This is a genomic window from Bradyrhizobium australiense (genome assembly GCF_013114825.1).
In the GTDB taxonomy this organism is placed as follows: Bacteria; Pseudomonadota; Alphaproteobacteria; order Rhizobiales; family Xanthobacteraceae; genus Bradyrhizobium; species Bradyrhizobium australiense.
Window position 1 is genome coordinate 171,503 of the sequence record NZ_JAAVLX010000002.1, and the last position, 12,985, is coordinate 184,487.

Below are 12,985 nucleotides of genomic sequence, written 5' to 3' on the forward strand. Positions count from 1 at the left end.
AGCGTTCGGGCCGGAGATTATCCCAATTCCACTTCTCCGGAAAACGCGCTAAGTATCTGATCTACCGAGACTAAGCGGACGTGGCGGAACTGGTAGACGCAAGGGACTTAAAATCCCTCGATGGCAACGTCGTGTGGGTTCGAGTCCCACCGCCCGCACCAGCCTTCGCTTGCGAAGCGAGTGAAGGCCGTCGCGCCGAAGCCGACAGGCGAAGGCCGGCCTTGTGTCCGCGAGCTACGGCTTGGCAAGCCACCCGCCTACATCGCGCGGCAGGTTTCGGTATAAGCAGCCTGCGTTGAAAGAAACCGCACAACGGCGATTGTAGGTCATCGCGTTCTGCAAATTGACCGATGTCGATGGCGGGTTGCCTTTCTATCCCGGACGCTACCAACCCGTCCTTGTCGGGCAGTTCCATCCCATCTGACGCGCTTAAAGTCCCGGAAGGGGCAGCACGCACATCGCAGTTGACAAGCCATAAGTTTGTACTAATGATTAGTCATGGCTTATAACAACCAGAGAGGTATCACGGCGCTTGCCGATCCAACACGGCGTCAGATCTTTGAGCTCGTTGCCAAACGCCCGCAGTCCGTTGCCGACCTGACGAGGGCGCTGCCCGTCAGCCAGTCTGCGGTCTCGCAACATCTCAAGATTCTCAAGTCGGCGAAGTTGGTTCGCGCGGAAGCGGCTGGAGCGCGCAACATCTACCGCGTTGATCCGGCAGGGCTGGGCCAAATGCGAGCGTGGCTTGATCGCCAGTGGCGAGATGCACTGGACGCGCTCAAGACCGAAATCGACAATAAGGAGCAAAAGTGATGCTGAAGATAAAGCCCGCGCCTATTTGCCGTTCGGTAACCGTCACCGTTCCTCCGCAGCAAGCGTTCAAGGTGTTTACGTCGGATATCGGCCTATGGTGGCCAGCGTCGCACAAGATTGGCAAAGCACCCTTTAAATCAGCGGTGATCGAACCAAGAACGGGTGGACGCTGGTACGAGGTGGGAGACGACGGAAGCGAATGTTCGTGGGGCGATGTGCTGGCTTGGGAGCCGCCCTCGCGGCTTGTGCTGGCGTGGCGCATCGGAGCTGATTGGCAGTTCGATTCCTCGTTGCTCACCGAGGTGGAGGTGAAGTTCGTGCCAACAGAGAGCGGCGGCACGAGGATAGAGCTGGAACATAGACTGCTAGAGAATATGGGAGAGGGAGCAGAAGGCGTTCGCGATCAGTTTGAATCGGAGCACGGCTGGGCTGGCGTTCTTAATCGCTATGCAGCCGCCACCAAATCGGATCATTGAGAATGTGGGGCCCCAAATGCAGTCCTATTTCTATGTCGCGATCGTCACATTGATGACAGCGCTGCTTTGCTTCGCAATGGCGGCACAAGTCGCCCGCACACGGAACAAGGTTGGCATATTCGCGCCAACCCTGACCGGCGACCCACTGCTCGAGCGCACCATTCGCGCGCACCTCAACACGCTTGAATGGATGCCGATATTCCTTCCGTCCTTGTGGCTGTTCGCGCTGTACTGGAGCCCTGTGGGAGCTACGGTTCTGGGATCGATCTGGATCGTGGGCCGGATCGTGTATTTCCTTGGCTATCGAAGTGCCGCAAAGAACCGTTCTCCGGGATTCTTCATCCAGGCCCTTGCTGTATTTGCGCTGCTGCTTGGCGCATTGGGCCGTATTGCCTACCTCGCAGTGACGGCCTAGATGAACGCCATAATGACTATGATCGAACGTTATCAGGGTCGCTGAACCGTCAGTACTCGGGGGGCATTTGCCGCAAGTCCATCTGTTCGAAATGCGCCGGCTGGAGATGCTGAGCAACACCATTTTCGGCGTTGCCATGACCCTGCTCGCCTATGATTTGCCGAAAGCCAGCAGCTTTGCCAATGCGCCTGATTGGACCGAGGTGGTTCGGGTCTATGCGCAGCCGGTGATCGCGCTGACGATCAGCTTCGTGGTCGCCGGGCTGTTCTGGTTCAGCCATCACCGGCGGTTGGCGGTGGCGCCGGAAGCTGGACGCGGCGTGGTGTTTCTCAACCTGTTTTTTCTGCTCTCGATCATCATCCTGCCGGTGACCAATGGTCTCTACGGCGTTTACCGGCTGGATGGTGTGGTCGCGGTGATCTACGGTTTTCACCTGCTGGTGATCGCGACGCTGAACGCGGTGCTGTGGATTCTGGCGCTGCGCGGCCGCCGCGATCCGCAATTGCTGGCGACGGCGCTGTTTCCAGTTTTCGTGTTCGCGCTTGGTATCGTTGCGGCATTCGCCGCGCCGCGAGTTGCGCAGTTTGTCTGGTGCCTGGCGTTTCTGGCGCCCTTTGCTGGCTGGCTCGCTGCACGTCGCGCAGGCTAGCGCGAAACCTTCGCCTCGCTCAGCGTGAGCAGCCGGCTCGCCTCCTCCGCAATCATCCGTTCCATCTTTTCCTGAAACTCCTTGCGCGGCAGGCCCGGGGCGATCGGTGGCAGGAAGGACAGCGTGATAGTGCCCGAATGCGTGATGAGAGTTTTCTTGCCCCAGAACAGGCCGGAATTGCATGCCGCGGGAACGACTGACACTTCGAGGTTGGTATAAAGCGCCGAGATGCCGGCCGACTGGAATATCACGGGCTCGCCGATCGCCTGGCGCGTGCCTTGCGGAAACAACAGCACCTTGCGTCCTTCGCTGGCCGCGCGCCTTGCTTCATCGACCATCTGCCGCAGCGCCTGGCGGCCCGCCGAGCGGTCGACCAGGATCATTGGATATCGGTCGAGAAACCAGCCGACGATCGGCAGCTTTCGGAGCTCCTTCTTGGCGACGATGCTGGCATCCGGGAAGATCGCGCACAGCGCCGCGGTCTCCCACAGCGACTGGTGATTGCAGGCGATGATGCAGGGACCGTCAGGCACGTTCTCGCGTCCCTGCACCGTGTAATCGAGGCCTACGACATACTTCATCAGGAACATGATGCCGTTGGCCCAGACCTGCGACACCGCGCGCACAGTCCGGCTGCTGGCATTGAACAGCCACATCACCGGCACCGTCAGCGACACGACGAGCGTCAGGATCACCACGGCCGCATCGAATAAAACCGACCTCAGATAATGCAACGAAATGTCCCCTTGGGCGCCTTGATCGGGCTTCCAATACAGCACTTTTCCGCTATTGCACAATTCCGTCATCGACCGGCCGGATTTGCCTCTCTAGGATCGCCGCATGCTGGCGTCCGAACAAATCACCATCGCCCCGCATCTTGTCTTCGGCGCCATCAGCGCCGGCACACCGGGCACGCCGCTGGTGTTGCTGCTGCACGGCTTTGCGGAATCGATGCATTGCTGGCGCGCGCAGGTGACGGCGCTCGGCGACATGGGATATCGCGCCGTTGCGCCGAGCCAGCGCGGCTACTCGCCGGGCGCCCGGCCCGATCCGCGCGAATTTTCGCACTACCTGATCGATCGCCTGATGGAGGATGCCATGGCGATCGTGGCGGCTGCCGGCTACGGCGAAGCGCGGTTTCACCTGGTCGGTCACGACTGGGGCGGCAGCATCGCCTGGGGCATCGCCGACCGCCATCACGAGCGGCTGGCCTCGCTCACCATTCTCTCGCGGCCGCACCCGAACGCGTTCAACCGTGCGCTGGCAAACGACAGCGAGCAGACGCAGCGCTCAAAGCATCACAAGGCGTTTCTCGAACCGGATGCCGCCGACATCGTGCTTGCGAACGACGCCAAATGGCTGCGCGAGCGTCTGTCGGCCAATGGCGTTCCCTCTGACGCGATCGCGATGCATCTCGCCGTGCTCGGCAACAAGGACGCAATGGAGGCGGCATTGGCCTGGTATCGCGCGCGCGGCGCGATCCGCGGGCCGCTCGGTCCGATCCGGGTGCCGACGCTTTATATCTGGGGCGACGCCGACGACACCGTCGGCCGCGCTGCCGCCGAAGGCACGGTTGATTTCATCGCCGCGCCCTATCGTTTCGAAGTGCTGCCCGGCGTCGGGCATTTCGCTGCGGATCAGGCCCCGGAGCAGGTTTGCGAATTGCTGCTGGAACATCTGGCCGCGCATCCGGTATGAGGAACGCAACGCCCACCAGAATGTTGTCGTGCACAAAACGGAGTATGACAATATGACCAGTGAACAAGATCGGGAAAATGCTGCCGCAACCGGGCGCGAGCCTGCGCGGGATCAGCGCTCTCCATCTCCGCCACCGCCGCAGGTCTCTCCGCCGCTTGGGAATGACGGCCCCGAACTGCCGCACGATAGCCACTGCTGAAGATGGAAACAGAAACGCGACGGAGGAACGGTCCTCCGTCGCGATTTTTGACGTTCGAATTGAAGCGAACCGCCCTACTCGCTCTTGTCGATGTTCCAGAAGATCGGCGTTGCCGGACCGTCGAGCACGCCGGTCAGCGACTTCCGCCACGCGCTCGGCGCGAGGTATTGGCCGAGCGGAACGTAGATCACTTGCTCATAGGCTTCCTTCTGGATTTCAGCAGCGATCTTCTTCTGCTCGTCCGGCGAACCGGCGCGGGCGAACTTGTCCTTCAGCTCCTCGATCTTGGGGCTTTCGGCCCAGCCGAACCAGCCGCCCTTGGTGCCGCGGCCGCCGATCGATGCGTTGGCGATCGGGTTCATGACATCGGCGCCGACCCAGTTGGTGAAGAACATGTTCCAGCCGCCTTCCTTCGGAGGCTTCTGGCTGGCGCGGCGAGCCACCACGGTCTGCCAGTCGGTGGCCTGCAGGTCGACCTTGAAGCCGGCGTCGCGCAACAACTGCGCGGCCACGACCGGCTGCGCCTTCAGCGTCACGACATCCCCAGGCGCCATGATCACGATTGGGGTTCCGTCATAGCCGGATTCGGTAAGCGCTTTCTTGGCCTCCGCCATGCTGCCGCCCTTGATCAGGCCTCCCGCGCCCTCCTCGGTCGCCAGCGGCGTGCCACAGACGAAGAACGCGCCGCAGATCTTGTAGTATTTGGGATTGCCGACCAGCGCATCCAGCACGTCCTTCTGGTTCATCGCCAAAAGCGCGGCGCGACGAACCTTTACGTTATCGAAGGGCGGATGAAGGAAGTTCATCCGGCCGAGCGTCTGGAAACCGAGTTTGTTCAGCGTCTCGATCTTGATGTCCTTGTTGGCTTCCAACACCGGCAACAGGTCGAATGACGGATTTTCCATAAAGTCGATGTCGCCCGACTGCAGCGCGTTCACCGCGGTCTGCGCATCCGGCATCGTGATCCATTCGACGCGGTCGACCTTCACCACTTTGCCGCCGGCGGTCCAGCTCGCCGGCTCCTTGCGCGGCACATAATCGGTGTTCTTTTCATAGACCGCCTTCACGCCCGGCTGAAATTCAGCCTGCACAAATTTGAACGGGCCGGATCCGACCTGCTCCTTGATCTGCTGGCCGGCAGGCGTTTCCGCCAGACGTTTGGGCATCATGAACGGCGTGTAGGACGACGGCTTGCCGATCGATTCCAGCACCAGCCCGTAGGGCTCCTTCAGCTTCAGCGCAAAGCTCTTGGCGTCAATCGGCTCGATGCTGGCGGTAAAATCCATCAGCTTCTGGCCCATATTATCGTTCTTGCCCCAGCGCTTCAGCGAGGCGACGCAATCTTCCGCCGTCACCGGCGTGCCGTCATGCCATTTCAAGCCGTCGCGCAAGGTGAAGGTGTAAGTCAGCTTGTCATCTGAGACTTTCCAGTCCGCCATCTGCGGCTGGATCTTGAAATTGGAATCGGTCGCCAACAGCGTGTCGTAGACCATGTAGCCGTGATCGCGGGTGATGTAGGCGGTGGTGAATCCGGGATCGATGATGCGCAGGTCCGAATGCATCACCGCGGTAACGGTCTTCTTGCCGGCAGCCACGGCCCGCGACGTCAAGGCCAGCGACGCCAGCGCCGCCGATAGCGCAAGCACCGACAACGCGGTCGCCATCGTGGGACGTTTCCAACGCATGATGTGGAACATTCGATCTCTCCTGACGTGAAACTGTTCAAAGTCCGCTGATTCATTATGCATGCGGTTCGTTATTTGGGCGAACTAACACGCTGTAAATCCTGACTATTTGAAGACTTGCACCAAGCACGCGGCGCGTCAATCCGCTTTGACCGGATGACCGCCCCGCAGATCGTCGTCGGGCGGGCGTTCATGTTTCACTTTACAAATCCGCCGCGGATCATTCTCGTAACGCTCCGAAGCCATGCCGGTGTTCGAAACCCAACACAAAGAAAACGAAGAGAAATCCATGAACCCAGCCAATCTTCCCTTTGATTCCGAGGCCATGCTGCAGGGGCTGCGTGGCTGGGTGGAATGCGAAAGCCCAACCTGGGACAAGGCCGCCGTCGAGCGCATGCTCGACCTCGCCGCGTGCGACATGGCCATCATGGGTGCGACCATCGAGCGCATCGCCGGCCGGCAAGGTTTTGCCGGCTGCGTCCGCGCCCGCTTCCCGCATCCCAGGCAAGGCGAGCCTGGCATCCTGATCGCCGGCCACATGGATACCGTGCATCCCGTCGGCACGATCGAGAAGCTGCAATGGCGGCGCGAGGGCAACAAGTGCTTCGGCCCGGGCATCTTCGACATGAAAGGCGGCAATTACCTTTCGCTGGAGGCGATCCGGCAACTCGCCCGCGCCGCGTTCACGACGCCGCTGCCGATCACGGTGCTGTTCACGCCCGACGAGGAAGTCGGAACGCCCTCGACCCGCGACATCATCGAGGCCGAAGCGGCGCGAAATAAGTATGTGCTGGTGCCCGAGCCGGGTCGGCCCAACAACGGCGTCGTCACCGGCCGCTATGCGATTGCGCGCTTCAATCTCGAGGCCGTCGGCAAGCCGAGCCATGCCGGTGCCACGCTTTCCTCCGGCCGTTCCGCGATCCGCGAAATGGCACGCCAGATTATCGCGATCGACGGCATGACGACCGAAGATTGTACGTTTTCCGTCGGCATTGTGCATGGCGGCCAATGGGTCAATTGCGTCGCCACCACCTGCACCGGCGAGGCGCTCAGCATGGCGAAACGCCAGGCCGATCTCGACCGCGGCGTCGAGCGCATGCTGGCGCTATCAGGCACCAGCAACGATGTGACGTTCACCGTGACGCGCGGCGTCACCCGTCCGGTGTGGGAACCGGATGCCGGCACGCTGGCGCTGCATGAAAAGGCGCGCCGGGTTGCCGTGCAGATGGGCCTCGAATTGCCTCACGGAAGCGCCGGCGGAGGCTCGGACGGCAATTTCACCGGCGCCATGGGCATCCCGACGCTGGATGGCCTCGGCGTGCGCGGCGCCGATGCGCATACGCTGAACGAGCATATTGAAGTAGACAGCCTCGCCGAACGCGGCCATCTGATGGCGGGATTATTGGCGACGCTGGAGTGATGGAGTGCCTGTAGCCCGGATGGAGCGAAGCGTAATCGGGGAACGCCGCCCCTACGGTCCTAGCGCCGTCATTGCTGTCGCTCGCAATGATGACGGGGCACTTTCGCACCGATTAGCTGCATCGCAAAAAACGCAGGTGCAATGGCACGGGACTTGCTGAAATGCTACGCTGACGGCGCAGAAACCAACTTCAAGATCAGCGCTGCCCAATTCACTCACAACTGACGGATCAAGATGCTTGGATATCTGCTTCGCCGCATTCTCGCCGCCATTCCCGTGATGGGCGTGGTCGCGCTGTTTGTGTTTCTGTTGCTGCGGTTGACGCCCGGCGATCCTGCCGCGATCCTCGCTGGCGACAATGCGACACCGGAGCAGCTCGAGCGCATCCGCACCTCGCTCGGCCTCAATGAGCCGCTCTACACCCAGTTCTTCACCTGGATCGGCAAGCTGCTGCAGGGCGATCTCGGCGTGTCCCTGATCTCGAATGTGCCGGTGTTGAAGATGATCAGTCAGCGCGTCGAGCCGTCGATCTCGATTGCACTTTCCACGATCATCCTGGCCATTCTCGTTGCCGTGCCGCTCGGCGTGATCGCGGCGTGGAAGCACGGCACCTGGGTCGACCGCTTCGTGATGGGATTGTCGGTGGTCGGCTTCTCGGTGCCTGTATTCGTGATCGGCTATGTGCTGATCCAGATCTTTGCCATCGAGCTGCGCTGGGTTCCGGTGCAGGGTTTCCGCAGCATCATGGCGGGCTTCGGCCCGTTCTTCGAGCGCATCATCCTGCCGACCTGCACGCTGTCCTTTATCTATGTCGCGCTGATCGCGCGTATGACGCGGGCCGCAATGCTGGACGTACTCGGCGAGGATTACGTCCGCACCGCGCGCGCAAAAGGCATCAGCGAGACCGGCGTGCTGCTGCGCCATGCCCTCCGCAACGCTGCCGTACCCGTCATCACCGTGATCGGAACGGGATTCGCGCTGCTGATTTCCGGCGTCGTCGTCACCGAGAGCGTGTTTAACCTGCCCGGCATCGGCCGCCTTACCGTCGATGCGGTGCTGGCGCGCGATTATCCGGTGATCCAGGCGATGATCCTTCTGACGTCGCTGATCTATGTCACCGTCAATCTCCTGATCGACGTCGCCTACACCCTGCTTGATCCAAGGATTCGCTACTGATGGCGATCGAAACCCTTCCCCAACCGTCAATCCCGGTCACCACGCCGTTCCGGCCGAGACTTGGATTCCTCACGGCGACGCCGATCATTGCGACTGCGACCGTCTGCCTCGCACTCATCATCGCTATGGCGATCGCAGCACCCCTGCTCGCGCCGCACGATCCGCAATTGCTGGCGCCGGCACAGCGGCTGAAACCATCAAGCGCGCAGTTCCTGCTCGGCACCGACGCCTACGGCCGCGACGTGCTGTCGCGCATCATCTATGGCGGACGGATTTCGCTCCTGATCGGCCTGGGTGCTGCGGTCTTCTCGATCGGCATCGGGCTCGTGATCGGCCTCGTCTCCGGCTTCTTCAAATGGGTCGACGCCGTGATGATGCGGGTGATGGACGGCTTGATGGCGATCCCTTCCATCCTGCTGGCGATCGCCGTGGTCTCGCTGTCCGGCGCCAGCCTGATGACGGTGCTGGTCGCGATCACCATTCCGGAAATTCCGCGCGTGGCGCGGCTGGTGCGCTCGGTCGTGCTGTCGGCGCGCGAAGAGCCCTATGTCGAGGCCGCGATCTCGGTCGGCACCAGCCTGCCCAAGATCATGTGGCGGCATCTAATGCCGAACACGGTGGCGCCGCTAATCGTGCAAGGCACTTACGTTTGCGCCTCCGCCATCCTCACCGAAGCGATCCTGTCGTTCCTCGGCGCCGGCATCAGCCCGGAAACGCCGACCTGGGGCAACATCATGGCCGAGGGACGCGCCTACTTCCAGGTCAAGCCGTCCCTGATCTTCTGGCCGGGGCTGTTGCTGTCGATCGCCATCCTCAGCGTCAATTTGATCGGCGACGCCGCCCGTGATGCGCTTGACCCGCGCATGAAGCAACGGGAGGCGGGCAAGTGACGGAGACCTCACCCCGTCATTGCGAGGAGCGCAGCGACGAAGCAATCCACTCTTTCTTTGCGCGGCGCGATGGATTGCTTCGCTTCGCTCGCAATGACGGCTGAGAAATACGAATGAAAAACATCATCCTCGACATCGACAAGCTCGTCGTGGGCCTCGGCAAGAATCCTTCCGGCCAACGCATCATTGACGGCGTCTCGCTGCAGGTGCACGAAAGCGAAACCCTCTGCGTTGTCGGCGAAAGCGGCTCCGGCAAATCGGTAACGTCGCTGACCGTGATGGGGCTATTGCAAAAGGGCGCGCTGGTGCCCTCGAGCGGCAGCGTCAAGCTGGTCCGCGAGGAACTGCTCACCGCCACCGACAAGCGCCTGCGGCAGTTGCGCGCCACACGGATGGCGATGATCTTTCAGGAGCCGATGACGGCGCTCAATCCGGTGGTGCCGGTTGGCCGCCAGATCGACGAAGTCTTGCGAGCCCACACCGATCTCGACGCCCGCGCCCGCCGCCAGAAGATTCTTGCGATGATGGAGCATGTCCGGTTGCCCGATGTGGAGCGCATCTTTGCCTCCTATCCGCACCGCCTGTCGGGCGGACAGCGCCAGCGCATCATGATTGCGATGGCGCTGGTGTTAGAGCCAAAGCTGCTGATCGCGGACGAGCCGACCACCGCGCTCGACGTCACCACGCAGAAGCAGATCCTCACCCTCATCCGCGATCTGCAGCGCGATCACGGCACCGCCGTGCTGTTCATCACCCACGACATGGGCGTGGTCGCCGAGATCGCGGATCGCGTCGCTGTCATGCGTCACGGCCGGCTGGTCGAGACCGGCACGCTCGACAGCATCCTGCGCACGCCGACCATGGAGTACACCCGCAACCTGCTCTCGTCGGTGCCGAGCCTGGTGCCGCGGGCGGCGCGCGCGGAAACCAACGAACCGGTGGTGCTGGAAGCCAACGAACTGGGCAAGGTCTATCGCGAGCGTTCCTTCCTCGGAAAGGCGCGCGAAGTCGCCGCCGCTAAGGATGTCACCCTCACCCTGCGCAAGGGCCGCACGCTCGGCATCGTCGGCGAAAGCGGCTCAGGCAAATCGACCGTGGCGCGGTGTATCGTCCGCCTGATCGATCCGACTTCCGGCGGCGTGCGGCTCGCGGGCCGGGAAATCTCCGAGCTGTCGCGGCGGCTCTTGCAGCCGCACCGCAAAAAGATCCAGATCATCTTCCAGGACCCCTACCGCTCGCTCAATCCACGCGTCACCGTCGGTGAGACCATTGCCGAAGGCCCGATCAATTACGGCATGCCGCGCGCGGAAGCGCTGGCGAAAGCGCGCGACCTGCTCGAATTGGTTGATCTGCCCGCCGACGCGGTGTCGCGCTACCCGCATCAATTCTCCGGCGGGCAGCGCCAGCGCATCGCGATTGCGCGTGCGCTGGCGCTCGACCCCGACGTGCTGGTTGCGGACGAAGCGGTCTCGGCGCTCGACGTCTCGGTCCAGGCTCAAGTGCTCGAACTGCTCGACGAAATCCAGCAACGCCTGGGTATCGCCTTGTTGTTCATCACCCATGACCTGCGCGTCGCGGCGCAAATCTGCGACGACGTCGCCGTGATGCAACATGGCCGGATCGTCGAACAGGGCCCGGCCGCGCAGGTGCTGACCAATCCGCAGCAGGACTACACCAGGGCTCTGCTCGAGGCCGCCCCCGGCCGCGGCTGGGATTTTGCCAATTTCCGTCCGGTAGAAGTGGCCGCGGAGTGACGCGTCAGCGTCATTCCGGGATCGTACGTTAGCACGAGACCCGGAATCTCGAGATTCTCAGGGGCGCAAGGGCGCCCCATAGTTCGATGCTTCGCATCGCCCCGGAATGACGGAGCAAGCTTTTCGCTCCGCTCGCAATGAGCACGGGCTAATTGCAGTGCAAGGTAAATTGCTAACGCCCACGCGGCATGCAAAACGGAATTGCTCCTTGGCTTGCGCTTGCCACGATGTCCCGCTTAACGTCCCCCCACCGAAAAACCCTGGCTGAGAAATTATGACCCGCATCGCCGTTGGCGGCTTCCTGCACGAGACCAACACCTTCGCGCCGACCAAGGCGACCTATGCGGATTTCGTTCATGGTGGCGGCTGGCCGCCGATGGCGCATGGGCCTGACGTCCTCAGGGTCATGCGCAAGATCAATGTCGGCCTCGCCGGCTTTGTCGAGGCGGCTGAAGCGAACGGGTGGGAGCTGGTTCCGACGATCTCCGCGGCCGCCAGCCCATCGGCGCATGTCACGACGGATGCCTTCGAGCGCGTCATGAAGGAGATGGTCGACGGCATCGCCAATGCCGGGCCCATCGATGCGGTTTATCTCGACCTCCACGGCGCCATGGTGACCGAACAACACGACGATGGCGAAGGCGAAATTTTGGCGCGTGTGCGCAAGGTGATCGGCAACGATCTGCCGCTGGTCGCAAGTCTCGATCTGCACGCCAACGTCTCGCCCGAGATGATCGCGCATGCGGATGCGCTGATTGCCTACCGCACCTATCCCCACGTCGACATGGCCGACACCGGCCGCGCCTGTGCCAAACACCTCGCGCTGTTGCTGAACAATGGGCAACGCTTGGCCAAGGCATTCCGGCAATTGCCGTTCCTGATCCCAATCAGTTGGCAATGCACCAACGACCAGCCGACCAAAGGCATTTATGAAAAGCTCGCGGCGCTCGAAAGCGACGCAGTGCCGACGCTGTCGTTCGCGCCGGGCTTTCCCGCGGCCGATTTTCCCCATTGCGGACCGAGCGTGTTCGCCTATGGCCGGACGCAGGCCGATGCCGATGCTGCCGCCGACAAGATCGTCGCGCTCGTCGAGGGCCATGAAGACGATTTCGACGGCCGCATCTATTCGCCCGATGATGGTGTGCGCCTCGCCATGGAGCTCGCGAAAACGGCGACGAAGCCGATCGTCATCGCAGACACCCAGGACAATCCCGGCGCCGGCGGCGATTCCGACACAACCGGCATGCTCCGTGCGCTGGTGCGCAACAGGGCGTCGCGTGCCGCCACCGGCGTAATTTACGATCCGGAGTCGGCCAAGGCGGCGCATGCGGCCGGCGTTGGCGCCACCGTGACGCTTGCAGTCGGCGGCAAGTCCGGCATCCCGGGCGATGCACCGTACAAGGAAACGTTCGTCGTCGAGCAAGTGTCCGCCGGCAAATTCGTGGCGCCCGGCCCCTATTATGGCGGTCGCGACATGGATATGGGCCCCTCGGCCTGCCTGCGTATCGGCGACGTCCGTGTCGTCGTCGGCTCCTACAAGGCGCAGCTCGCAGACCAGGCGATGTACCGCTATGTCGGCATCGAGCCGACCGAACAGAAAATCCTGGTCAACAAGAGCTCGGTGCATTTCCGCGCCGACTTTGAGCCGATCGCCGAAAAGCTCTTGATCTGCGCCGCACCCGGCGCGATGCCGGCCGATACAGCAGCGCTACCCTGGACGCGGCTGCGGCCGGGCATCCGCCTCAAGCCGAACGGCCCAGCCTTTACCCCATCCGCTCCTTCACGCTCAAAATTTTCAGTCACGGGATAA

General features: G+C 62.2%; 12 protein-coding genes and 1 tRNA gene. 11 read left to right on the forward strand and 2 right to left on the reverse strand.

All coding sequences use genetic code 11. From position 1 onward, the window contains the following. Positions 1 to 74: 74 nt before the first annotated feature. The 5 genes from HCN58_RS04470 to HCN58_RS04490 all read left to right on the forward strand — a co-directional run bounded on the left by HCN58_RS04470 (position 75) and on the right by HCN58_RS04490 (position 2,353). Positions 75 to 161, forward strand: a tRNA-Leu gene (locus tag HCN58_RS04470). A 337-nt stretch (positions 162 to 498) separates the two neighbouring features. Continuing rightward, positions 499 to 813 carry an ArsR/SmtB family transcription factor gene (locus tag HCN58_RS04475; protein ID WP_171578160.1) on the forward strand — a complete coding sequence of 105 codons (315 nt, stop codon included), beginning with the start codon at positions 499 to 501 and terminating at the stop codon, positions 811 to 813. After that, positions 813 to 1,289 carry an SRPBCC family protein gene (locus HCN58_RS04480; RefSeq protein ID WP_171578161.1) on the forward strand — a complete coding sequence of 159 codons (477 nt, stop codon included), beginning with the start codon at positions 813 to 815 and terminating at the stop codon, positions 1,287 to 1,289. The genes HCN58_RS04475 and HCN58_RS04480 overlap by 1 nt, the downstream gene beginning before the upstream one ends. Before the next feature lie 16 nt (positions 1,290 to 1,305). After that, a complete protein-coding gene (locus HCN58_RS04485) occupies positions 1,306 to 1,704 on the forward strand; it encodes an MAPEG family protein (protein ID WP_171578162.1) in 399 nt (132 codons plus the stop codon). A gap of 91 nt (positions 1,705 to 1,795) precedes the next feature. Continuing rightward, positions 1,796 to 2,353: a TMEM175 family protein gene (locus HCN58_RS04490; RefSeq protein ID WP_171578629.1), complete on the forward strand. Its 558-nt coding sequence runs from the start codon at positions 1,796 to 1,798 to the stop codon at positions 2,351 to 2,353. On the opposite strand, the gene HCN58_RS04495 is transcribed toward HCN58_RS04490, so the two are convergent. Next, positions 2,350 to 3,087 carry a lysophospholipid acyltransferase family protein gene (locus tag HCN58_RS04495; RefSeq protein WP_171578163.1) on the reverse strand — a complete coding sequence of 246 codons (738 nt, stop codon included), beginning with the start codon at positions 3,085 to 3,087 and terminating at the stop codon, positions 2,350 to 2,352. The two genes, HCN58_RS04490 and HCN58_RS04495, sit on opposite strands and share 4 nt — an antisense overlap. A gap of 106 nt (positions 3,088 to 3,193) precedes the next feature. On the opposite strand from HCN58_RS04495, the gene HCN58_RS04500 reads away from it, so the two are divergent. Then, on the forward strand, positions 3,194 to 4,051 hold the full coding sequence (locus HCN58_RS04500; protein WP_171578164.1) for an alpha/beta fold hydrolase: 858 nt from the start codon (positions 3,194 to 3,196) through the stop codon (positions 4,049 to 4,051). A 273-nt stretch (positions 4,052 to 4,324) separates the two neighbouring features. On the opposite strand, the gene HCN58_RS04505 is transcribed toward HCN58_RS04500, so the two are convergent. Continuing rightward, complete coding sequence (locus HCN58_RS04505; RefSeq protein WP_171578165.1) at positions 4,325 to 5,947, reverse strand: ABC transporter substrate-binding protein; 1,623 nt, start codon at positions 5,945 to 5,947, stop codon at positions 4,325 to 4,327. A gap of 277 nt (positions 5,948 to 6,224) precedes the next feature. Here HCN58_RS04505 and HCN58_RS04510 point away from each other — a divergent pair, with 277 nt between their 5' ends. The 5 genes from HCN58_RS04510 to HCN58_RS04530 all read left to right on the forward strand — a co-directional run bounded on the left by HCN58_RS04510 (position 6,225) and on the right by HCN58_RS04530 (position 12,985). Next, positions 6,225 to 7,355, forward strand: coding sequence for a M20/M25/M40 family metallo-hydrolase (locus tag HCN58_RS04510; protein ID WP_171578166.1), 1,131 nt, complete (start codon positions 6,225 to 6,227; stop codon positions 7,353 to 7,355). A 234-nt stretch (positions 7,356 to 7,589) separates the two neighbouring features. Continuing rightward, positions 7,590 to 8,531, forward strand: a complete 942-nt coding sequence (locus tag HCN58_RS04515) for an ABC transporter permease (protein ID WP_171578167.1) — start codon at positions 7,590 to 7,592, stop codon at positions 8,529 to 8,531. Next, the gene (locus HCN58_RS04520; protein WP_171578168.1) at positions 8,531 to 9,421 is read left to right on the forward strand and encodes an ABC transporter permease; all 891 of its coding nucleotides are present in this window, start codon (positions 8,531 to 8,533) and stop codon (positions 9,419 to 9,421) included. The genes HCN58_RS04515 and HCN58_RS04520 overlap by 1 nt, the downstream gene beginning before the upstream one ends. A 113-nt stretch (positions 9,422 to 9,534) precedes the next feature. Next, on the forward strand, positions 9,535 to 11,175 hold the full coding sequence (locus HCN58_RS04525) for an ABC transporter ATP-binding protein (protein ID WP_171578169.1): 1,641 nt from the start codon (positions 9,535 to 9,537) through the stop codon (positions 11,173 to 11,175). 274 nt (positions 11,176 to 11,449) lie between these two features. Then, the gene (locus tag HCN58_RS04530) at positions 11,450 to 12,985 is read left to right on the forward strand and encodes a M81 family metallopeptidase (protein WP_171578170.1); all 1,536 of its coding nucleotides are present in this window, start codon (positions 11,450 to 11,452) and stop codon (positions 12,983 to 12,985) included.

Bases quoted from the DNA above. Each gene is read 5' to 3' on its own strand.
- HCN58_RS04475 (WP_171578160.1), top strand. From the start codon at position 499: ATGGCTTATAACAACCAGAGAGGTATCACGGCGCTTGCCGATCCAACA.
- HCN58_RS04480 (WP_171578161.1), top strand. From the start codon at position 813: ATGCTGAAGATAAAGCCCGCGCCTATTTGCCGTTCGGTAACCGTCACC.
- HCN58_RS04485 (WP_171578162.1), top strand. From the start codon at position 1,306: ATGCAGTCCTATTTCTATGTCGCGATCGTCACATTGATGACAGCGCTG.
- HCN58_RS04490 (WP_171578629.1), top strand. From the start codon at position 1,796: ATGCGCCGGCTGGAGATGCTGAGCAACACCATTTTCGGCGTTGCCATG.
- HCN58_RS04500 (WP_171578164.1), top strand. From the start codon at position 3,194: ATGCTGGCGTCCGAACAAATCACCATCGCCCCGCATCTTGTCTTCGGC.
- HCN58_RS04505 (WP_171578165.1), bottom strand. From the start codon at position 5,947: ATGTTCCACATCATGCGTTGGAAACGTCCCACGATGGCGACCGCGTTG.
- HCN58_RS04510 (WP_171578166.1), top strand. From the start codon at position 6,225: ATGAACCCAGCCAATCTTCCCTTTGATTCCGAGGCCATGCTGCAGGGG.
- HCN58_RS04515 (WP_171578167.1), top strand. From the start codon at position 7,590: ATGCTTGGATATCTGCTTCGCCGCATTCTCGCCGCCATTCCCGTGATG.
- HCN58_RS04520 (WP_171578168.1), top strand. From the start codon at position 8,531: ATGGCGATCGAAACCCTTCCCCAACCGTCAATCCCGGTCACCACGCCG.
- HCN58_RS04525 (WP_171578169.1), top strand. From the start codon at position 9,535: ATGAAAAACATCATCCTCGACATCGACAAGCTCGTCGTGGGCCTCGGC.
- HCN58_RS04530 (WP_171578170.1), top strand. From the start codon at position 11,450: ATGACCCGCATCGCCGTTGGCGGCTTCCTGCACGAGACCAACACCTTC.